The 22,130-nt window shown below is 35.0% G+C and carries 16 protein-coding genes, 1 pseudogene and 1 riboswitch; of the genes and pseudogenes, 10 read left to right on the forward strand and 7 right to left on the reverse strand.

Annotated elements, in window-relative coordinates:
• The first annotated feature begins 1,859 nt into the window (after positions 1–1,859).
• A complete protein-coding gene (locus F6K27_RS21260) occupies positions 1,860–2,279 on the forward strand; it encodes an AbrB family transcriptional regulator (protein ID WP_124144955.1) in 420 nt (139 codons plus the stop codon).
• Positions 2,280–3,955: 1,676 nt separating this feature from the next.
• Positions 3,956–4,438, forward strand: coding sequence for a TerB family tellurite resistance protein (locus F6K27_RS21265; RefSeq protein ID WP_192901217.1), 483 nt, complete (start codon positions 3,956–3,958; stop codon positions 4,436–4,438).
• Positions 4,439–5,994: 1,556 nt separating this feature from the next.
• Here the strand turns inward: F6K27_RS21265 and F6K27_RS21270 are convergent.
• On the reverse strand, positions 5,995–6,546 hold the full coding sequence (locus F6K27_RS21270) for a 3-isopropylmalate dehydratase (protein ID WP_124147478.1): 552 nt from the start codon (positions 6,544–6,546) through the stop codon (positions 5,995–5,997).
• An 826-nt stretch (positions 6,547–7,372) separates the two neighbouring features.
• On the opposite strand from F6K27_RS21270, the gene F6K27_RS21275 reads away from it, so the two are divergent.
• Positions 7,373–8,236, forward strand: coding sequence for a hypothetical protein (locus F6K27_RS21275; protein WP_124147479.1), 864 nt, complete (start codon positions 7,373–7,375; stop codon positions 8,234–8,236).
• 471 nt (positions 8,237–8,707) lie between these two features.
• On the opposite strand, the gene F6K27_RS21280 is transcribed toward F6K27_RS21275, so the two are convergent.
• Together F6K27_RS21280 and F6K27_RS21285 are read right to left on the reverse strand one after the other, a co-directional pair.
• Positions 8,708–9,193, reverse strand: a complete 486-nt coding sequence (locus F6K27_RS21280; RefSeq protein WP_287278241.1) for an SIS domain-containing protein — start codon at positions 9,191–9,193, stop codon at positions 8,708–8,710.
• A 34-nt stretch (positions 9,194–9,227) separates the two neighbouring features.
• Positions 9,228–9,737, reverse strand: coding sequence for an SIS domain-containing protein (locus F6K27_RS21285; RefSeq protein ID WP_287278242.1), 510 nt, complete (start codon positions 9,735–9,737; stop codon positions 9,228–9,230).
• Between the two features lie 237 nt (positions 9,738–9,974).
• On the opposite strand from F6K27_RS21285, the gene F6K27_RS21290 reads away from it, so the two are divergent.
• From F6K27_RS21290 to F6K27_RS21315, 6 genes are all read left to right on the forward strand, one after another.
• Positions 9,975–11,654 (forward strand): AarF/ABC1/UbiB kinase family protein, encoded by a 1,680-nt coding sequence (locus F6K27_RS21290; protein ID WP_287278244.1) that lies wholly within the window; start codon positions 9,975–9,977, stop codon positions 11,652–11,654.
• Between the two features lie 503 nt (positions 11,655–12,157).
• Complete coding sequence (locus F6K27_RS21295; protein WP_287278245.1) at positions 12,158–12,742, forward strand: EF-hand domain-containing protein; 585 nt, start codon at positions 12,158–12,160, stop codon at positions 12,740–12,742.
• A gap of 381 nt (positions 12,743–13,123) precedes the next feature.
• Positions 13,124–13,612 carry a cupin domain-containing protein gene (locus F6K27_RS21300; RefSeq protein ID WP_287278246.1) on the forward strand — a complete coding sequence of 163 codons (489 nt, stop codon included), beginning with the start codon at positions 13,124–13,126 and terminating at the stop codon, positions 13,610–13,612.
• Between the two features lie 527 nt (positions 13,613–14,139).
• The gene (locus F6K27_RS21305) at positions 14,140–14,394 is read left to right on the forward strand and encodes a hypothetical protein (RefSeq protein ID WP_287278248.1); all 255 of its coding nucleotides are present in this window, start codon (positions 14,140–14,142) and stop codon (positions 14,392–14,394) included.
• Between the two features lie 564 nt (positions 14,395–14,958).
• Positions 14,959–15,279, forward strand: coding sequence for a vWA domain-containing protein (locus F6K27_RS21310; protein WP_287278250.1), 321 nt, complete (start codon positions 14,959–14,961; stop codon positions 15,277–15,279).
• A gap of 23 nt (positions 15,280–15,302) precedes the next feature.
• Positions 15,303–15,722, forward strand: coding sequence for a hypothetical protein (locus F6K27_RS21315; protein ID WP_287278252.1), 420 nt, complete (start codon positions 15,303–15,305; stop codon positions 15,720–15,722).
• A gap of 580 nt (positions 15,723–16,302) precedes the next feature.
• On the opposite strand, the gene cobW is transcribed toward F6K27_RS21315, so the two are convergent.
• The 4 genes and pseudogenes from cobW to F6K27_RS21335 all read right to left on the reverse strand — a co-directional run bounded on the left by cobW (position 16,303) and on the right by F6K27_RS21335 (position 19,926).
• Entirely contained in the window at positions 16,303–17,349 is a 1,047-nt protein-coding gene (gene cobW, locus F6K27_RS21320; RefSeq protein ID WP_287278254.1) for a cobalamin biosynthesis protein CobW, read from the reverse strand.
• A 1,186-nt stretch (positions 17,350–18,535) separates the two neighbouring features.
• Positions 18,536–18,783, reverse strand: a pseudogene (locus F6K27_RS21325) (IS701 family transposase); the annotation flags it as partial.
• Positions 18,784–18,800: 17 nt separating this feature from the next.
• Entirely contained in the window at positions 18,801–19,205 is a 405-nt protein-coding gene (locus F6K27_RS21330) for a DUF1636 domain-containing protein (RefSeq protein WP_287278256.1), read from the reverse strand.
• Between the two features lie 46 nt (positions 19,206–19,251).
• Positions 19,252–19,926 (reverse strand): HupE/UreJ family protein, encoded by a 675-nt coding sequence (locus F6K27_RS21335; protein ID WP_287278258.1) that lies wholly within the window; start codon positions 19,924–19,926, stop codon positions 19,252–19,254.
• Between the two features lie 24 nt (positions 19,927–19,950).
• A riboswitch (cobalamin riboswitch) is annotated at positions 19,951–20,108 on the reverse strand.
• A 640-nt stretch (positions 20,109–20,748) separates the two neighbouring features.
• Here F6K27_RS21335 and clpX point away from each other — a divergent pair.
• Positions 20,749–22,110, forward strand: a complete 1,362-nt coding sequence (gene clpX, locus F6K27_RS21340) for an ATP-dependent protease ATP-binding subunit ClpX (protein WP_287278259.1) — start codon at positions 20,749–20,751, stop codon at positions 22,108–22,110.
• Positions 22,111–22,130: the final 20 nt, after the last annotated feature.

Consider the following 22,130-nt stretch of genomic DNA (forward strand, 5'->3'; position numbering starts at 1 on the left):
TCCCTTGTTGCTACTACTCGCAAGCTGGGACCCTTGCTTTTTTGAATATGTACGCGATCGCATTTCTCAGACCAGAAATATTCCCTCTCTGGCAACTATTATTGACGATCGCTCTTCTATTAATTCCTTTGGCTGGTCTTGGCAGCTATCATAATTGCCTACCCCATCATATTGAGTGGATACCAAAAAAATACAAATCATACCCCAAATCAGCAATGCCAATACTTTTAGGACTTAGGCATAATATCATGTCCGGATAAGAGCGCAATCAAAAAACTGTCTCTTTCTTCTTCTTTCTTGCCTCCTGACTCCTGAGTCCTTGGTCATTTATTTATAACTGTTCAACCGGACATGATATTAGAAAGTATTCTCATCATTGCGACCGACAGGGTTTGCGTAGCAGTCCGGAACGGAAAGCAATCTCAAATCCTAGTTTTTCCTACCTCATGCGTAAATCCTGACTCTATAAAAAGACGAATTTACATCATGTCCGCTCGGGTAGCGAGATCATAAAATTCTTAGGTGGCGCAGTGGTAGGTGTAAATTCAGGAGGGAACAATGAAAGTGGCGGAAATGTGAGATATTTCTTCAACATTTAGAGGAGAAAATTTGTATTATACTTAATCATCCGGACATAGTATTAATCATCAAAAATTACAACCAATATCCTTAGATAACTATTTGAAATCCCTGCAAGAAAACCATAGTAATTCGCGAGATATACTCACGAATTTTTTTTACCTACAATAACTGTTTAACCAGATTTGATATGAGTATTTATTTTCATAGAAACCATTTGGTATCATTTCCGTTTACAGCGGTTTTCATTTCACTAGACCACAGTAGACATCTCCTCCAAAAGAGGGAGTAGGCAGTAGGCAGTAGGGAGAAATAATTGATAATTTCTGTGTGATAATTGATTTGATTTTTGATTTTTGGAGATGTCTAGTAGGGGCAAATGGCCATTTGCGCTACGCAAAGCTCCGCTTTATATGTCGCGGAGCGAAACGCCCTTACAGGGTTTTGCTGATGACGATGTGGTTCAAAGATCGGCAAAAGCGTTGTAATAGCGATCCGGAAAAAGCTCCTCTAGTTTAGACGGCAAATCTCTTGGGTTCTCACCACTACCTAAATCTCTACTCCCTTATTTATAAGTATTCAATCGTAAATTATATGATATCTATAATAACTACCATTAGCAAGTCTTTTCAGTATCTGTTTTGATGAAAAATCAGCCCTCAAATTTAACTTTCCCGTATTGCTTAACCAACATCCCTCTTACTTCAAACTCTTATAAAAAAACTTAATATTAACAAAGATACCAATGGGTTCTATAAGTAAAGTCACTACATCTACCAATTAACACAATAGCCTAACTGCTACTTATCAAAATTTTTACCAATAAATACAATTTTAGCAAATATTTTAAATCACTATTCAAAGTTAGGCCATAACTTTGTAGAGGAAATTTCAGATATCCAAATACCTAGAATGACAGATTCATTTTCAAAAAATCCGGCTGGTAAATTAAACAAACTGATTAGATAATTTACTTTACATCCGTAACATTTTTATTTTATCCTGCCTAATTAAATAATTTTGTACAAAAATCATCCTAATAGAATAGGAACTCTTGAAAATTAGGAGAGAATTTCAGAGTAACAAGAATGCTTAAGTTCAACACTTTTTGAGCCAAATAGAAATCTAGATTATCTACTCAAATATATAGTGGCCTTAAGGCTTAGTAAAATTTTTTTTTGCACAATTGATAATTTTCAGGATATATTTTAAATAACCCTAACAATTTTCAGTAAAATTGATTTACTATATTATAAAGAGAAGGAGAATTATTAAGAACTATGGTTGAAAATTCAGAAACTCCATTAACGGGAAAAATTTTACTTCAAAAGGTAAAAGAATTTGCTCACTTACCACGAAGGGAAACTGCTAAACGTTGTGGATATTACACAGTTACAAAAAATGAAGAAACTCGTGTTAATCTCACAGATTTTTATGATGCAGTTCTAGCAGCAAAAGGAGTTGATTTAGATCCTGACGGTAGTAAAGATGGGCGTGGTAGAGAACCAACTTATCGAGTTAGCGTTCATAGAAATGGCCAAATTGTCATAGGAGCAACTTATACCGCATCTATGGGATTAAAACCAGGAGATGAATTTGAAATAAAGCTAGGATACAAACATATTCATTTGATTCAAGTAGAATATGAGAAAGTTGATGAGACTAATGGCAATGGCAATGGCTCACAGATAGAAGAATAAGTGAAATGGAGAAGCCGAGGAATTGTAATTAACTAGGATTGGAGATTAATTTTACCTCTAAAATAATTACCTAGTTAATATATAAATATCGTCATGATTCCCGGATTCTCCCTAATTTATTCTTTGTCTACAGGTAAAAATTGAAATAAAAAATCTATATTTTTAGTTGACTCTGTAAATAAGCTGACCAAAAAAATAAGGTCTCAAGCCTCCCCTTATTAAGAGGATAAAAAAGGAAATTCTGCATCTTCTCGCCTCCCTATTGCAGTAAGTAATGACCGCTATTCTGATTTTTTTTCTTCAATTGAATTTTCTTTAACTACTACTTTTTCCTACGGAATGCTAGGCAAACGGTTTTTTGGGGTTCGTCCGCGCGTATTTTAATTCCCTTTCTTCGAGTTTTTTTATAAATGTTGTATTGTTACCATAACCAGCATCAATTTCAGCCATATTCAACCAACTTCCATGCTTGGGAGTATTTTGATATCAAATTCGTTTAATTAGGTATAAAAATATTCTCCATCTCACCATTGCCAAATCTTTATAACTGTGTTTCCCTCCTATACGTCGCTCTACCGACGGCTCCCCTACCTGACTCGATCCTCCTACCTTCAAAAGATTTTATACCGATGCTACCGGATTTGATATTACTCCTGATAGTAAGGGCAGCGATCGCATAGATAAGTATAGCAATGTGCGCTCAGGTATTTACAATGTCCAGCTCAAAGTGCAGTAAGTGAACAGGTGTACAAAAAATAATGTGTAAATATGCCAGCGCTCATTGCTATAGATATATTTTATATATAGCGTTAGGCAAATAGGCTCTTGACATTCCTCTATTCCCTCACAGGAGTCCCCATTCCCTCTCTTGGTCGATTGGATATAGCAAGGTTCCCTCGTCATCCCACCCTTCGGGAAGCTGCGCTAACGACCGCTTTGTCAAAGGGACATTTCCTGTAAAGTATTTAGATCCCACTTATTATTCGTAACATTCTTTTTTCAAATTGGTATAAGTGAATCCCAAGAAAGCACCTCTAACTTTTTCCTCAAATGTCACCCTACTTGATTGACAACTAGAAGCACTCGCTTTTTCGCCCCAATCTCAAAGTGCTCGGCAAAATCTTTGAACACTTCACTAAATAGGGTTTGCTGAATAAATCTTATGGGTGAGGGTAGGAGTCAGGATTTAGAATTCAGGAGGAATGAGCAATGAGGAATTACAGAGGATATAGTCGGAACAATTGTTCTGAGATTTTTCTGCTCTTGTCTGCTAAAAATCCTTACATTTTCAGCTTAAGGGAGCAAAAACCTTGCAATTTTTTAGTACACGCCTTGGCTAATATCTTTATATATCAATATATATCAATGCTTTTAGATTTAATCAGCAAGCCCTAAATAGGTCTATCCTCACCCATGACAATATCCACCAGTATGTCTGTCCAGTTTTAAGTTGAACGAACGCATATCACCACAACTATTCTCGTTTCTAGTTCATAAGGGCTAGCGGTTGTTGGCCTCGCTCTACCCAAGTCCCTCTCATCAATGGATGAAGGCCAATAGTATGGTGGGACTTTTCACAAATTCAGTTAAAAATTGTCAACGATTGGATAAGAATTGCTGAGTTGATGATAGGTTAAAACTTTAGCTATGAATAGCCAAAAATTGAGGAAAAATCTATGGCAGTGCAACCACCTCCACCTCCATCTATTACTCCACGCCAGATGAATTTGTTGCGGATTGTTGCTTATATGGCATGGTCTGACGGACAACTGGCACAAGAAGAAGTGGACTTAATGTTAAATCGATTTAGTAGTCTTTTTGCTACAGGAGATCAGCAGCAACAACTTCAGGAAGAATTAAGGGATTATTTCATGCAAAATATCCCATTAGGGGAGTCAATTCCTAAATTAGAATCCCAACAAGAACGGGAACTGGTGCTAAAGTTGGGTTACGAAGTAATTGCTTGTAGTGCTCGTACTCCTGAAGAACCAAATATTAATGAAGATGAAGAAGCTGCTTATGAAAATTTAAAGCAATTGCTGAATCTTCCAGGTGATATAGTGGAGCGTATAGAAACTGAGGTAAAAACTGAACTGAATAACCAAGAGGGAATAGTTGAGATGATGACTCGTGGTTTACAGGAATTTATGCAAAATTAATGGATTGATGGTCAATGTAGCAACTCATCTATTGTTGCTTTTTCCCTCTTTTACTTTTTCCATAAGAGAAAGTAGGCGTTGGTAATTGATGGGATGATTTATATTTTCGGATAGCACCCCCGTACCTACCCCAATGAGTGACTGGGGGATTGCCCCTACAAATTTCATTCTGTGATTTACCAATGCCAGAAAGTATCAAAGAGGGTATGTTTTAGTTTATTTTGCTAAATTGAAAAGTCAAATTATTGCTATAATTGCAGCTTGAGAATTTGAGAATATCTTAAGCAAATTTAAGAATGTATAGCAGAAGGAAGAAAGAAGAAGGAAGAAGGAAGAAGGAAAGAGGAAAAATCTTACGTTGTCTGAGTTTTTAGCTTTTGATCTGTCCTAACCTTTCCTTCGACTACTATATCTATATTTATAAACTATGTCAGAAATTTAATTAAGAACCTCTAATTGTTTCCTAAATCAATAATCTAATATTGAGTTGTGAGTTTTGATTTTTTTGACATCGATAGTTTCTAGCGTAAATAAATTTTTTATGGCTTTCCTATGTAAAAGCAAAATTTAGTATTTAGGTTTTAATTATTGGATAATTAAAAATATAAAAACAGATAAATTAAGTAAAAAAATAGCTAATCTGATGATGGATAAATCATATATTAGTTACTTAATTTCTAATGGTAATAGTCAACCAACTAATCCAACAAAAATAATTTTAGACCAGACTTTTTCGTATAACAGACCAACCAAGGCTATAATTATCAGGCTACCATACAAAGATGTTTAAATAACTATAATTTAAGACTAAAAATATCAACACTTAGAATCGGCTTTAATATTAATTCTACTGTCTGAAGCTCGCCATCAATTCAGATTAAGTTGAGCCAAAGTTGTCAGAGCATCATAATGTCTCCAGATCCAACCAGAAATTAAAGAAATTACCAACACGAAAGTAGCATTCAAGAAGGAAGAAGGCTTTAGTTATCTAGGAGAGAAGAGACTTGTCGCTTTATAAACTAAAAAATTGTAGAAACCCGCGCTATGTAAAGCTTGTAGTTATTTATCGATCAAAAGACTCGAAATAATTACCCTGTCTAGGTTTTGGAGATTTTTTCTATCTATTTAACGACAAATCTAAGGAAGAAGGAAAAAATAATTCTCTGATATAAAATAATTGGCAATCCTGCAACCGTAATGGTATTGATTGAACTTGGGACAAATTACCTCAGCTCCAATTAAAAGAAAGCGGTCGTTAGCGCAGCTTCCCGAAGGGTGGGATGGCGAGGAAACCTCGCCATATCCAATCGACCAAGAGAGAGCATGTATTTCGGTTTCTTTCCTACTCACAGTTTTTTCCACTCCCCATCTCCTCATGTCCTCATCTCCCCATCTCCCTCTACCATTACTATGTACCACTACCAAATAATTAATTTTAGACTGGTACTTTCTGAAGATTTAGCTTACAAAAAATGCAAAAGTACACAACTAAAAATTATCGAAAAATTGAACAGTAAAAAGGAGAGATTAGTTTCTCTCCTATTGAAAATAACAATTTAACTTGGTTTTTGGGAAATCATACCTGTTTGACGCGCATAGGCAAAAAGACCACCAGCATCAATGACAGGTTTTACTTCTCCTAAAGACTTCAATTGATAACTTATACCAAGAGTATGATTGGTTAACTGATTTTCTTCAAAATCAATAGTAACTTCCTGACCAGTTTCAAATAACTCACATAGGCGATCAACAGACTCCCAAGGATATAACTCCCCAGTGGCTGAACAATTGCGAAAAAAGATGCGAGCATAAGATTGAGACACTACTGCTTGGACACCAGAAGCACCCAAGGCGATAGGTGCGTGTTCCCGCGAAGACCCACAACCAAAGTTTTCTCCAGCCACAATGATTGGATAATGGGTTTTCATTTCTCCCGGTGAGATAAACTTACCGTAGCGATCAGGCAACCCACATAGAGCATAACTGCCTAACTTTTCATATTCATCTGGCTTGGAAGGAACCAAAGTCAAGTACTCGGCGGGAATAATTTGGTCAGTATCAATATTGTCATCTAGTACAAAGATTTTGCCACTTAGGGATTGGGCCATAATCACTTTCCTGTTTTCCCTCTATTGCTGTCGCAAATTTTAACATAAGACTTTTAACTTCAAATAGCTAATACCGTAGACCTCTTGAAGAATTACTAGACTTAGCTGTAGTTGCCGGAAACATAGAACAGAAAAGAGAAAAAAGGATGATAACAGATATAATTTTTACTTATTATATATAGGGGGTATATTTTATACCAAGCGTGAAAAAAGAATGTGACGAATAGTAAGAGGAATAAAAAGACGCGTGCAGGATATGTCCTTTGGCAAAGCGGTGCGACCCCGCGACGACGCCAGCTCCCTTGCGGAACGCGCACCAAGAGAAAAGAATGATTTCCGACCTGAAAAATGGTATTGAAGCTATTCCCATACGACTCCTGACTCCTAAGAAATATCCTAGCTATTTGTAGCAAATATTTATCAATTTGGTATTACAACTCTATTTTTAATCAGAAGTTGGTCATATTAGTGAAACGGCCAGTTTATAAGTAAAGCCAAGGTTTTATAGTGGGAATTAAATTATGCAAGGAATATCTTTCAAAAGTTCTAATACCATTTCTCTGTAATAATGCGCTTAATAATTCTTTCCCAAACCTGAATTTTACTAATAGCTGTTATCTTTTATTCAGCGCAACTTCATAGAGAAATGGTATAACTCTGTCCGTATCTACTATTAGGAAAAAGGTATAAAGTTATTTAAATTTAATTTAATTTTATTGCTTTCTTTTCGGTAATAACTTTCAAGTATGACCAAGAAACTTTAGACAAATTAAAAATGAGATTTAACCATCTGAGTTAACTATTAAATCAATTGCAGTAACTACCAATGACAGATAAAATTAACGATATATTTATACAAGCACGTCAAGGAAGTGTAGCAGCTATTATTCAAGTTCTTAATCAACAGCTTGCTACATTAGATGTAAGAATTAGAGCTATATTTTCTGATGGTGTTTTGCAGCTTTTATGCGAAGCAACTCAGATTGAACAGTTGGAACAGTCTAACCTTGTACAACAAGTTAAGTACATTCTCGAAGAAATCTCACCTCGTAATATCCGAAAAGTAAATATTAATAGTAGAATTGTTCAAGAACAGCAATTACTATGGCTTGATGAAATTACCAGAGATCCAAAAGATAAGTTGCTCTGGTCTCAACAAATTACTTTGACTAAGCCCAATATTTTTAAACAAATAGCACGTCATTTTCAGACAAGTAAGCCTAAACCAACTCCCATATATCTATCTAAAAGTGTCGATCGCGCTCAAATACAAAAGCAAAATCAATTCCAACTGGGTATGATGGGTGGTTTTTTTCTAAGTCTGTTGATGCTAGTTTTGGGCATCCAAGTTAATAAATGGCTAAATTTTTCTAGGTTAGATAGAATATCAGCTCTGGAAAATACAACCTTACAATCTCCGGACTCCACTATTAAAAATTCAGAGGATACTATAGCTGAGTCGAAAGAAGCTTTTGCTCAAGCGGTGCGACTTGCTCAAGAAGCTGCTGCTGATGGTAAAACAGCTCAGTCTCAGGAGGAGTGGACGGCGATCGCCTCCAAATGGCAACAGGCATCACAACTAATGGCCTCTGTTACTCCAAGTTACTCACGCTATGATGTGGCAGTCAATAGAGCTGAACTTTACCAAAAATACAGCGATATAGCTAAACAAGAAGCCGATAAAAAATAAGAAATTCTCTATTTATTTCTGTATAATTTGTATCATTTTTTTACTAAATTCAAAAAATAACTCGACACCTTATTACTCAGGCTATGATGTGGCAGTCAATAGAGCTGAACTTTACCAAAAATACAGCGATACAGCTAAACAAGAAGCCAATAAAAAATAAGAAATTCTCTATTTATTTCTGTATAAACCGAATAATTAATAATTAATAATTAATAATTAATAATTAAATAATATCATGTTCCGGATAATTAGTGATAAAAAAAACTTTCTTTTTCTTCTTCTTTCTTCCCTCCTGACTCCTGACTCCTGACTCCTGACTCCTTCATAATTTATTTATAACTGTTCAACCGGACATGATATAATTTGCGCCTTGAAGCCTCCCCTTTTAAGGGGAAAAAAGAAATAATATTTCCTGATATTCAATTCCGTAACGGTTTTATCCATTATCCATTATCCATTAATGAAATCTTCCTATAACTGTATTAATGAGCGTGCACGGGCAAAACGTGGGTCTTCGAGCCTAAATCCATCAGGGTTTGTTCCGCACTCTAATGCTAAGTAGTAGGTAAATAATTGGAGCGGCACAAGGCAGGTTAAAGAACAGAATGGTTCTGGAACTTTTGGAACAATAACCCACCCTGTTGCGCTAGCATGCAGCGATTCCGCTGCCCCGTCGCTAATTACTATATAAGGTGCACCAATTTCTTGGATAAGTCCCGCTAGCTCGAAAACGCGCCTCTGTGCTGGACCAGTCGGCGCAATCAAAATAAAGAGATCTTCTGTTTCAGTACATTGAAATGGCCCATGCAGCATCGTTTCGATTGACATACCTTCAGCTTGCAAATAAGAAGTTTCCTTAATTTTAAGGGCGATTTCATAAGCTGTGATAGCATTTGGGCCGCCACCAACTAACCAGATGCGTCGCCGATTGACTTGTTCGTGGGCGAAGCGTACCATCTCATTCTCCGTTTCTAGTGCTACAGACAGTAGTTCAGACCGCAAGAGTAGATAAGACTGAAATCGTACCAATATAACTAACGGTATGAGCAGCTGACTTATCCTGTGCAACTGTAGGTAAGGTGACATCGCTTTGTACAGCCTCAGTCGCCACACCTTCGCCGGTAATGAACAACGTGTAACAACCTACTTCACGAGCATATTTGAGAGATTCAACTGTATAAAGTTTATTCCCGCGATGACTAATACCAATGACACAATCTCTTGGTGTTATTCGGGGTCTATAAAGCGCAAAATCAAATGAGTGAAATGTTTGTGTGAAAAGATCTCCCCCATACAAATGCATTAAGTGTTCACCCACGAGAGCTGCATGATATGAAGTTCCAATACCAACTAAAAATAGTCGCTCACAGGAGGCTATACGGGTAGCACAATTATCAATTAAGACTTCATTGCGTTGAGCTACATGAGTAAATGCTTGAGGTTGTGCAAAAATCGCCTCGTACATATGAAAGGGGTGTTTCGATCTTTGTTCGCTAGACATAATAAGACTTTTCCTTGTTTTTAGACCATTAACATAATTCACTAGCTCAAAAAGGAAAGGCACTTTTTTGTTACAATATGTTACAAAATGCTATAGAATTGCTTCCAATGTCAAGGGACTTAGCTGTTCTTTTTTAGCTTGATACTGATAACTGATAACTGAAATGACCCATCTTCCGGAATTTTCGTTTCCCAGTTACAATCAATGGACGGTGGATAGATTTACATAACTTATAGTATGCTCACTCAAGATGCTTCTAAGTCCCTTCGTTGGCAACGCACTCAATATTCTCCTCTGACCAGAAAAATAGATGTTTTTAGTGCCTTCGGAAAATTTTTTTTCTTTTTATGGTGGGACAATTTATTTCAAAATAAGTCTGCCTCTGTGAGAAAGCGTAGGGCTAAGTGGTTGGTGAGGACTATGCTAGATTTAGGCCCAACTTTTATCAAAATAGGTCAGTCTTTATCCACGCGGGCTGACATATTACCGAAGGAATATGTGGAGGAGTTAGGAAAATTACAAGATAATGTGCCTTCTTTTGAAACGACAGAAGCGATCGCTATTATTGAGTCTGAACTTGGTAACTCTCTTTATTCTCTCTATCGAGATTTTCAAGAACGTCCCATTGCTGCAGCTAGTCTTGGACAAGTACATAAAGCCAAGTTACAAACAGGTGAGGAAGTTGTAGTCAAGGTACAGCGCCCTGGATTAAAATCTTTATTTGACTTGGATGTAAAGGTTGTCAAAAATGTTATCCGTTTTTGTCAAAGGTATTTTTCCTGGGCTAAAAGGTATGAATTAGATGCTATTTATTATGATTTTTTTAAAATTCTTTATCAAGAAATTGATTATGTGAATGAGGGTAAAAATGCTGACCGTTTTCGGGAAAATTTTCAAGATTATCCGGAAATAATTGTACCTCTTGTTTATTGGACTTATACTACGGAAAAAGTTATCACTCTTGAATATTTACCGGGAATCAAAATTAACGATAAAGTACGACTAGAAGCTTGTAAGATTAATCCAAAAAGGATTAATCAAATAGGAGTTTGTTGTTATTTAAGGCAATTATTATTAGATGGTTTTTTTCAAGCTGATCCTCATCCAGGAAATTTAGCTGTTAGTTTAAATGGTGGTGTGATTTTTTATGATTTTGGCATGATGGCTGAGGTAAAGTCATTGACGAAAGACCAAATGATTAAAACGTTTTTTGCTATTCTCAGAAAAGATGTTGACCAGGTGCTTAATACTTTGATTACTATTGGTTTAATTGAACCAATGCCGGATATTATGCCTGTAAAAAGATTAGTGAATTTTCTATTGGAAAATTTTACAGATAAACCTGTTGATTTTTATAATTTTGATGAAATTAAGGAAGAACTTTATGTTTTATTTGAGCAGCAGCCATTTCGTTTGCCTTCTCAAATGATTTTTATTCTGAAGTCTCTATCTACTTTAGATGGTATTGCGAGAAACCTCGATCCTGACTATAGTTTGGTTACTTGCGCTCAACCTTTTGTCAAAAGTATTACTGTTGCTCAAGGTAGAGGTAGAGTTGTAGGAGAATTGGCAAAACAGACAAGAGATTTTATTAAGTATAGGTTACAGCAGCCAAGTAAAAGTGAAATTTTAATCCGTCAATTAGAAACAAAAATTGAAGATGGGGAAATTCAATTTAGAGTCCGCTCTATAGAAAATGATCGATTATTAAAACGAATTAATTTAGCTTTGAAAATTTTGATTTATACTTGTTTTTCTGGTTTTACTTTCCTCTCAGCTTCCGTTTTATTGATAGGAGGATTGATGAAGGCAGCAATAGTAGTTTGTATATTATCAGGATTAGGATTTATCTTAGTTTTAAAGTCAGGATTTCAGTTATCCTTCAGAGAAAAATTAGACAAAATGCCAGATAAGTGAATATTTATATATCCGTATCAATTATCTTCATTGACCAAAAAATAAGGTCTCAATACTCCCCTTTCAAGGGGATAAAAAAGCGGTCGTTAGCGCAGCTTCCCGTAGGGTGGGATAGCGAGGAAACCTGCCCCATATCCAATCGACCAAGAGAAAATAAAGCTCAATATTTCAATCTCAATACTTCAGGCAGAGGTACTGATAACTGATAACTGAAATGGCCTTTCTCAAATTCAAATTATCTGGAAAATATTAAGCATCAGGACTTCATTATTTACTCTTGACTCCCTATTTTTTATACTACGTTTTGAAGCGCGGAATGCAGATTTAACTTATTTATTTATGGCAACCAATTCCATAATCAGCAATTATAGCAGTCTAAAGAAAGGTTAGGACAGTTAAAAAGTTTAAAACTCAGCAACGTAATACTTTTCTTCCTTCTTACTTCTGCATAGATAATGATAATATCAAGACGTTCATATAGTTTTCTTGACTTATCAGTAAAAATGTCTCCTGAACAATTTTTATCATCCAGTATTTGGCGCACCAGAATGAAGACTTACTTCAAACTCATGGATGTTGATCAAAATGGCATCTTGACCCTCTCCGACTTTGAAGAAATTGCAAACCGTTTAATTCAACTTCAAAATGATTCATCAAGGTCTGAAGAAATTCGGGAGATGTGTCGTTCTGTGTTTCAGTATTTTATTGCTGGAGGGGAACCAGTTGATAGTAACACTCAAATTACTGAAGAAGATTTGATTGCTAAAGTTGTAAAGATCGTATCCTTAAGTGAATCTCCAGATAAAGCACTTGCAGTAGCCAGACACAAAAACGAACTCTTCTTTGATATTATAGACACCGATCACTCTGGACAAATATCCCGCGAAGAGTACCGTAAGTACCTGGCACTATACACCGGAGTAGAACAACCTGACCATGCTGACCAAGCTTTTGATAGCATTGACTCAGATAAGTCAGGTTCCATCAGTCGTGAGGAATTTGTCGAAGCTCATAGACGCTACTGGTATGAAATTGGCGATGAAAAAGATAATTCTCCCCTTCCTTATGGACAATTAGTAGATTCATAGAACTTTAGTAATGATAAACAAGTAGCGGTTTTGGTCGGAATATTTCTCCTAGAAATAAGTTATACCGACCTGCCTAACTATCTCCACAGAACTACTAAAGTATTTTGTAAAATATTATTTTGACCAAGAAATATGCTTTCAAGTCTCCTCCTTCAAGGGGATAAAAAAGGAAATTTCGGATTTCAAACCTCCAACTTTAGGAGGAGATAATGATAACTGATAACTGATAACTGAAATGACTTCTCTTTGTTGGAAGTGCTGATAGTAAATGATAGTAATAGCAAAAAGTTACCAATATTTTTTATATTACTAACTTCCTCTTTGCCTCAAAGAAATACTTGCTTAATTTTCTCTATACTACTTTCAGAGGTTTAATTATTAATGAACAAGCAAAATATAATTGAAAAACTATCTCTAGTTGAACATATAGAAGGAGGTTATTTTAAAGAAACCTACCGTTCCGATCTAACTATAAATACTGACAGAGAAGGAAGTGAAAGAAAGTTACTTACTTCCATTTATTATTTGCTCACTGATGACTGCCCAATTAACTACTTCAATAAGAATAAATCAGATATTATTAATTATTTTCACGCTGGTTCTCCCATAACTTATTTAATTGTTGACCCACAAGGAAAATTGTCAAAGTTTAAACTTGGCTTTGATGTTACTAAAGGTCATGTTCCTCAACTATTAGTACAAAAAAATTGTTGGAAAACAGCAATACTTAAAGAGGGAGAATTTGGTTTACTTGGAGAAGCAGTTGCTCCAGGATTTGAATACATAGATATGGAAATGGCTAAACCTGATTCTTTTCGAGCTACTTTTCCTAATTTGTGGGATGAACTATCACCTTATATCAAACAGTAAATTTTAATTTCTGCTAATTTGAAATTTATTAAACTTAGGGGAAATTTCTTCTACTTAGTCGGTTTGTCAAAAGGTTGTCTAATTCTTTTCAATTTCTGAAAAAATCAAGACAAAAATTAGCAGTAGGTTGAGCTTTACTACCTCGCAAAACCCAGATTACTAAACTACGATCGCCAAACATTTCATTTTCTCAAGCTCTAAAAAATTTCCCCGGTGGAAAGGAAAATTAGGTTGCATCCTCAAATAAACTCTGATACAATTATGTTATTGGGTGGTACTCGCCCATACGCTAGACTTTTTATTCAACGCAAAAAATATTAAAGTAGAAAGTAAAAAATAAGCGCGATCGCCTCCCAGGCAACCTCAAACAAAGGCATTCTCTGAAGCAATCCCGAAAAAAAGCGACACCAAAAGTAGAATTAGGATTGCCATAAAAGGGATAACTGATGACTGAAAAAAGGCGATCGCCTCCCAGACAACTCTAGACAACCTTAAACAAAGGCATTCTCTGAAGCATCCCCGAAAAAATGACACCGAAAGTAGAATTAGGATTGCCATCTCAAGCCAACTGTAATAGGTTAATTTTAGTAGGAATAATTCGCCAATATACTAGACTTTTTATTCAACACAACACATTTCCGAAAACCGAAAAAACTCCCTTCATATATCACACAAACAAATTTTTGTCAAAACAGCAAAAAACGACCAAAGAAAAATTAGTCATTTTGAGCAAAGAAAATTCAGATAAATATCGGGCAAGACAACGGCAGAATAGGAATTAACAGCGTTAAAACTCAATCAAGATATAAAATGCGCCAATATTATCATAAGTATAGAATATCACAAAATTGAAAAAAACCTCTAAAAATATTGAAACCTCGTTAAGCAACTCAGAAAAATTTCCCCATTTAACAATCAGACAAAAACGGTAAAGTTTAAAATATTAAAACCAAAAACAGAAACTTATAACTTCATCTAATTTAAACCTCTAAAGCAAAATATTATCAACCAAATCAAAAATGGAAAAAACAAACATTTATTCAAACAAATATTATTAGGCACATCCGCAGCTCATCAATGCAAAATTATTCACCAGACTTAAAACCCAATAAAGTTTCCTACGGAATGCGGAGCTAACAGATAAGACCAAAACCCATAAGATATAGAAGTATTAGATAAACTTTTGAGATTACAGAACTGCCAAAAAATCTTTAACTGAACTTTATTGACCTAAAACCAGCAAATATTATTGTCGGTGACGATGAGCAAACAAAAATTATCGACTTTGGAGTCTCCAAATTTAAAGATAAAAATCCTACTAAAAGCAGAGAAATAAAGAGAAATAATTGGTACTCCTACCTACATATAAAAGTTATGCGCCAGAAGAACTGGCTGAAACCCTAAGACAAAGAGCAGAAACTTTATCTGGAAAACGTAAAGCAGATATGATGTTTGTTTTAGATTGTACTGGCAGTATGCAGGGTGAAATTAATAGAATAAAAGAAACAATAATGGAATTTGCCGATACTATTGAAAAAGATGGAGTAAGAGTTAGAGTCAGTTTAATAGAATTTCGTCGCCTCATTAACGAAGAACATCAAGTATTAAAATTTAACGGGGAAGTTTTTACAGCCTATCCCCATTCTTTTGCGTCAAGAAGTTACTAAACTAGAAGCTTATTGTAGGGGAGATGCACCAAAAAGTAGTTTATGCAGTGATGTTAACATTGCGTCAACCCTTTGATTTAGAAAGTAATAAAGCTATTGTTTTAGTAACAGATGCTCCTCCACATATTTTCGATAAAGAAACTAAAAATATAGAAGAAGTATTAACAGCTATTCAAACCATAGAAGTAGAGCAGTTTTATTTAGTTATTGCCACTCAAGATGTTGAAAGTCAAGTTAATTTAAAGTTATTATTTGGAGTCAAAGGAATGGCATTTGATTTAGGAGAAGGTGATGATTTCCGCATTCGCTATAAAAACTTTAAACAAATTTTAATGTCCCTAAGAAAAACTATTTCTACTGCTACACGCTCTCCACAATTAAATACTGATAATGAAACTCTTAAATATTATGTATTTCGTAAGCATTCAGCCATCAATTATTAGCTAGCCTCATAAGGTAGGAACTGGGTACTTCAGCTATTAATTTTGAGTCCGCTTAAAAGCAAGCTTTGAAATTGAGGAAAGAATAAAAAGTTACTGCCATGAGTCCCCGGACTAAACCTTAGAAGTAATTAGGGCTTACTGATTAAATATCAAAGCATTGACTGATATTGGTTTTAGGCTTTTTATGCCTTTAAAAAGTATGAGCTTTTCGGTAGCTTAGGTTAAAAAAGTGAGGATTTTCACCGAAGCAAAAGCCGAAAAATCACTCTGACAAAACTTAGCTCCTACCTCCTCGCTCATTCCCATTTCTCCTGTCTCCTGTCTCCTACCCCAGCAAAAAGACTTTATGAGCGCAAACCCTAATTATTCATTAATAATTGCTGTTAACGTAGTTCCTCCATTTGTGCAGCATTCCGCAGAAAAGGAGGCTAGCTGAATGCTTACTGTATCCCCAAAAAAAGGTAATAAAATATTTCACTTAAAAAGCGTTTGAGTCCGGAATGCTCCCCTTACCAGATACCTAATTATATGCACAAATTTTTAGGCTGAAGTGCTGAAGTGCGCTCTAGCTGATAGCTAGTTAATTAGATAATTTTTTACCTAACTCGGACTGAATTTTTTCTCTTTGTAGAGAGCGACCAATTAACACTAACTTAGTCTGTTTAACTTCCTCTTTTTGCCACTGACGGTCATAGAAATAATCAAAGCGCGAACCTACCCCTTGTAAAACTAAACGCATTGGTTTATTCGGCACCGCAACAAAACCTTTAATCCGATAAATTTCATCATTTATAGCTAACCTTTTCAACTTTTCTACTAACTCTTTCGGTTCAAACTCTTGGTCTAAAATTAAATGAACAGAATTAATTTCATCATCATGTTCGTGGTCTTCCTCAGTATCATGATGACTAGGTCGAGCATCTAAATCATCTTCAACTGCTGCATTAAATCCTAACAATACATCCGGACTAATTTCTCCCCCAATACAAGGAACTATTTTTACAGTTTTAGGCAACTGTTCTTTTAACCAATTTTGTACTTTATCTAAAGTAGCTTCATCAACCATATCAACCTTAGTTAATAATACTAGATCGGCACAAGCTAACTGGTCTTCAAATAATTCCTCAATTGGTGTTTCATGGTCTAAATTTGGGTCAGCTTGACGTTGAGCTTCCAAAGCATCAATATCTCCTACCAAGCTACCATTTGCCACTGCCTCACAGTCAACAACAGTAACAACTCCATCTACAGTTGCAGAAGTCTTAATTTCCGGCCAACGAAATGCTTGTACTAAAGGTTTAGGTAATGCTAACCCAGAAGTTTCTATTAAAATAGAATCAATTTTTTCTCGACGTTTTAAGAGTTGTTGCATAGTAGGAAAAAATTCTTCTTGCACTGTACAGCAAAGACAACCATTTGTTAGTTCAACAATGTTATTAGTGGCATCTTCTTCATCACAAACTTGACAGGAACGTAGAAGTTCTCCATCTATGCCAACTTCTCCAAATTCATTAACTAAAACTGCAATACGACGACCTTGATTATTTTGTAATAAATGGCGAATTGTGGTAGTTTTTCCACTGCCGAGAAAGCCTGTAATTACAGTAACAGGAATTTTTGCACTCATAAATTTTAATACTGTTTCTTGATAATTTTTTTGACAAATAGAAAATTGAGAATAAGGAACAAGGTAGGAATCAAAAATTAGAATAAATAAAACTAAGTACAAAATTACCTAGATTTATTAGGTATAGCAGAAGGCAGAAGGAAAAAGGAAGAAGGAAGGACTGAAAAATCTTATGTTGTCTGAGTTTTAAGCTTTTGATATCTCCTAAACCTTTCCTTTAACTGCTATGAATATTTTATGAACTATGAAATTTCATCTTTTCTTTTCTTTGGATTTTTTCCTTTATCTATAGCAAAAGCAAATATTGAGTTGCTGAGGAAATAGAGTGATGATGAATCAAATAAGGGGATATGTTTTTCCCATTGTTGTTTTCTGGAGTTCTTGCCCGTTCCCTGCCATTAGAGTTTAAGTAAGTAGGTCTAATTAAACCTTAAAAAAATTGTAGGGGCGGGTTTAACCGAAAGCTTTGACTTAAGTGCGATGAGTTTAAAAACCCCCCTCTAATATTGCATTTATGGGGTTGCACATTATGGAATGATATTGCCAAAAATTAGTTTAGACTTTGACTAAAAACAACCTAATATCAATCATTCTAGCAATTGATTAATCCAAAATCCTGTTCATCAAAAATCTAAAATCATTCGTCACTATGCAACGCCGCATTTATTGATGCTCACCTACTTAGAAATGAAATGAGTTTGAAGCTGGATTCTAAATTTTTTGCGAGGCAAAAAAAGTTAATAAAACTTTCCCTTGTTTTCTAGAGAATTAAGTTTCTTATTTACATTGGAAGTGTAAATTCTATAGCTACATTTAATATCATGTCCGTTTAATAGCGTTCAGGAAAAACTTTCTTCTCCTCTTCCTTCTTCTTTCCTCCTGTACGGGTAAACCACCGTTTTGCCCTACTCCTGACTCCTGACCCCTCCATAGTTATTTATAAGTATTCAACCAGGCATGATTAGCGAACAAACAGAGGAACTACTACAGTCTTGAATAAGGAAGAAAGAAAGACTGAAATACTAAAAAAGTAAATGGGAATAGTATTCAAAAAGCCACTTCTTCTCTACTAACCTCAACCAATTGTAGAAACCCTTTAGACCGTGGGGTATTAAACCCATAAAAAAATCGTAAAGGGTGCTAGTGGGACTTACACAATTTTTAGAGCTTTAATATAGCCTAAACCCTATTTATAGCAGGCAAATACGTTCATGTTTTCAGTCAACCAACCTCAAAAACTGTGCATACATCGCTGTACAAAAAGCGTACCATTGCTTCAGTAAAAGTCTTTAAAGGTTTGTTAGCCCATTGCCTTTGTAATCCTCCTGTTAACTTATACCAAATTATAAAAGTATCAGCACAAAACATCAAGATAAAATAGCGTTCTAGGCTCCATTTATCTCTTACTTGATACTCTTTTAACCCTAACCATCCTTAAGGATTAATTTTGCTTAAATCTCTCCATAAATTAATGGTGGAATTCTTGCTAAAACACCTTTTTTTAACCGCTCAGGTCTTTCAGACCAAGATAATAATCCATCAGATTTAGTATCATAGAGACTCGCACATTCTAATACTGCTGCTGATACTTCTGACAAAATTTCTGTTTGAGATGGTAAATCTCCAAATACATAAGTATGCTTACCAGGAGCAGCAAAAGAAATAGCACAAGAGTGACTACAAGCACTCATACATTCTATTGGTTTTATAGAAAACCTATCCCGTAAGTGCCAATTTTTATATTGCTGGGAAAGTCGATCTAGGAGTTTTTCTCCTCCACTAATACCTTGTCGTTTCCCATCTTTCCAAACACTCGCACAAGTAGTACAAACAAATAGTAATTGTGGCGTAGACATTATGTTTCTTTGATAATTTGCAGGAATTTAATTTTGCTATTAACTATTAACTAAATATGGCGCTGGTGAAAAATACCATTCCAATGGCACCTATTGCTAAACCCAGGAAGCGCATTACAAGAAAAAATTTATTTTCCCAAAAATTACTTACTAATTCAGCAGATTTCATTACCAATAACGCTATTAATAACTGCACCACCGTAAAGCTTAACAAATATGCAAATAAAGGTGTAATTTCTGCACCAATAATTGCCTCTCCATAAGCATAACCATGAAAAATACCAGCAATAGCTGCAAAGATACTTAATAATTGAAGACTTAGCTTCTTTTTAAGAGCTAGCATTGCACCAAAAACAACTACTGATAGAGCGATCGCTATTTCTGTTAAAGGTAGATCAATACTGAGAAGATGGATACCCGTTCCTAATATTACTGTAGCGAGAAAAGATGCTATTATTGATATACCATTGGGGATTCCTACTGCAATTAATCCAACTGCAACTACAAAAGCCAGATGATCTATTCCAATAATTGGATGTCCTACACCAGATAGAAAACCTTCCCACAAACTACTTGGTATTTTTCCACCCATTGGATGATGAGCTATTGCCGATTCTATTGTGCTGAAAAAAATTAAAATTGCCAGCGCTAAAATTACTCTTATTCTATGCAATTGATAACTAACCCTACTTTTTGTGGGTTTGTCATGTATGTCTTTCATCCGTACCTCGCAGATGTATTGATTATTTTTCTTGATAATGTTGGCAGGCATTCTGGCTTAATGAAATTTTAGATTTTACTAAACTCATTTCACAGTTGCGGGACAGCGTTGGATTTACACCAAACTTTCCCTCTTACTTCTAACGACTGACCCTCGCTAGAACCAACATAGTTTAAAGACTATATCACAATATTTCTCTTCTCGATCGAAATTTTTTTGATTTTTATAAATTTTTCAACATTTTCTGCTTAATACATCTTTATCAAAATCAAAAAAATAGTTAGTTAGTATCTAAAACTATATTTATTATGCAAAAAACTAATAAACTGTGGATATAATATAATCATCATCCAAACTATAATTGTAATGATTGAGATCAAGCTTATTTTTATTTTTTGAGTTTTAAATAATCAGGCCAAATAATTATACTTGTTAAACGTTCTGAATATATAAACCTCATCGTAAATTATTTCAATTATCTTATTTACTAGACAGTGCAAAGTTCTGGGAATAACTATTGCTAGTCAAGGGTTTCACAGACTCAAGGTTAAAAAATCTCCATTCACAGAGCGTAGGTGCTGTAAACCTTTCCCAGTAACACTTTCAATCTTGAGATCCAACTGTTTTTTAGCATAACTTTGTACTCTCCAGTTATTGAAAAATTAAAATGGTGAAAAATATATAATATAATTAGAACTGAGAAGTTGTAAAATTCAGACTTATAATATGACTAATATCTGGATTTTTCAATGATCAATATCAAATAACAGCTTTTGAACTCCTCAGAAAAAAACACCCCCACCATCAAGGAAGAAAACAAATATGTCCAGATACGATTCCCATCTTAAATGCTCATTTTGTGGCAAGTCCCAAGATCAAGTTCGTAAGTTAATAGCAGGTCCTGGGGTTTATATTTGCGATGAATGTGTAGAACTCTGTAACGAAATATTAGAAGAAGAAATTTTTAACTCTAGAAAAGATGATACTTCAGCTAGTGAAATCGGAGCGCAATTAGCAAATAATAATTATTCAGGTAAGAGTAAAACTTCCTTAGAAGCAGTTCCAAAACCTACAGAAATTAATCAATACTTGGATCATCATGTAATTGGACAATGCCAAGCAAAAAAAGTACTGTCAGTAGCAGTATATAATCACTACAAACGTCTGAGTTGTCAAACAAATCATAATTCCGACAACAGCCTTGACCCAGATGTGGAATTACAAAAATCAAATATCCTATTAATTGGCCCAACTGGTTGTGGAAAGACTCTGTTAGCCCAAACTCTAGCAGAATTACTAGATGTGCCATTTGCTGTAGCAGATGCAACGACCCTTACCGAAGCTGGTTATGTAGGGGATGATGTAGAGAATGTGTTATTAAGGTTATTGCAAGTAGCAGACTTTGATATAGAAGCTGCCCAGAGAGGAATTATATATATAGACGAAATAGATAAAATTGCTCGTAAAGGTGAAAATACTTCCATCACAAGAGATGTATCTGGAGAAGGAGTACAACAAGCTCTATTAAAAATCTTGGAGGGGACAATAGTTAATGTCCCACCACAAGGAGGGCGTAAACATCCCTATCAAGATTTTATTCAGCTTGATACCAATTCAATTTTATTTATTTGTGGTGGTGCTTTTGTCGGATTAGAAAAAATAGTCGAACAACGACAGGGAAAAAAATCATTGGGCTTTATTCAGGCCGAAAATATTAATCAAGATAATATCGCTTTACAGTCAAAAGAAAAACGTCATATTAATGTACTCAAAAATTTAGAACCAGATGACTTAGTTAAGTTTGGTTTAATTCCAGAATTTATTGGACGAATGCCAGTATTAACAGTAATTGACCCATTAGATGAAACGGCATTAATGAAAATATTAACTGAACCACAAAATGCTTTAGTTAAACAGTATCAAAAATTATTAAAGATGGATAATGTTAAGTTAGAATTTCAAAAAGAAGCTCTCAGGGCGATCGCTAAAGAAGCATATAGACGTAAAACAGGAGCTAGAGCATTGCGAGGTATTTTAGAAGAGTTAATGTTAGAGGTAATGTATGAGTTACCATCCCGTAAAGATGTCACCCGTTGCATTATAACTGAAGAAATGGTAGAAAAACGCTCTACTGCTGAATTGTTATGGCATCCAACTTGGCATAAACAGCATGAGTCTGCTTAAAAATTATCAAATCAAGATTT

The organism is Okeania sp. SIO2F5 (assembly GCF_010692685.1).
GTDB lineage: Bacteria > Cyanobacteriota > Cyanobacteriia > Cyanobacteriales > Microcoleaceae > Okeania > Okeania hirsuta.

Bases quoted from the DNA above. Each gene is read 5' to 3' on its own strand.
- F6K27_RS21260 (WP_124144955.1), top strand. From the start codon at position 1,860: ATGGTTGAAAATTCAGAAACTCCATTAACGGGAAAAATTTTACTTCAA.
- F6K27_RS21275 (WP_124147479.1), top strand. From the start codon at position 7,373: ATGACAGATAAAATTAACGATATATTTATACAAGCACGTCAAGGAAGT.
- cobW (WP_287278254.1), bottom strand. From the start codon at position 17,349: ATGAGTGCAAAAATTCCTGTTACTGTAATTACAGGCTTTCTCGGCAGT.
- F6K27_RS21265 (WP_192901217.1), top strand. From the start codon at position 3,956: ATGGCAGTGCAACCACCTCCACCTCCATCTATTACTCCACGCCAGATG.
- F6K27_RS21270 (WP_124147478.1), bottom strand. From the start codon at position 6,546: ATGGCCCAATCCCTAAGTGGCAAAATCTTTGTACTAGATGACAATATT.
- F6K27_RS21300 (WP_287278246.1), top strand. From the start codon at position 13,124: ATGAACAAGCAAAATATAATTGAAAAACTATCTCTAGTTGAACATATA.
- F6K27_RS21330 (WP_287278256.1), bottom strand. From the start codon at position 19,205: ATGTCTACGCCACAATTACTATTTGTTTGTACTACTTGTGCGAGTGTT.
- F6K27_RS21335 (WP_287278258.1), bottom strand. From the start codon at position 19,926: ATGAAAGACATACATGACAAACCCACAAAAAGTAGGGTTAGTTATCAA.
- F6K27_RS21290 (WP_287278244.1), top strand. From the start codon at position 9,975: ATGCTCACTCAAGATGCTTCTAAGTCCCTTCGTTGGCAACGCACTCAA.
- F6K27_RS21285 (WP_287278242.1), bottom strand. From the start codon at position 9,737: ATGTCTAGCGAACAAAGATCGAAACACCCCTTTCATATGTACGAGGCG.
- F6K27_RS21280 (WP_287278241.1), bottom strand. From the start codon at position 9,193: ATGGTACGCTTCGCCCACGAACAAGTCAATCGGCGACGCATCTGGTTA.
- F6K27_RS21305 (WP_287278248.1), top strand. From the start codon at position 14,140: ATGACACCGAAAGTAGAATTAGGATTGCCATCTCAAGCCAACTGTAAT.
- F6K27_RS21315 (WP_287278252.1), top strand. From the start codon at position 15,303: ATGCACCAAAAAGTAGTTTATGCAGTGATGTTAACATTGCGTCAACCC.
- F6K27_RS21295 (WP_287278245.1), top strand. From the start codon at position 12,158: ATGTCTCCTGAACAATTTTTATCATCCAGTATTTGGCGCACCAGAATG.
- clpX (WP_287278259.1), top strand. From the start codon at position 20,749: ATGTCCAGATACGATTCCCATCTTAAATGCTCATTTTGTGGCAAGTCC.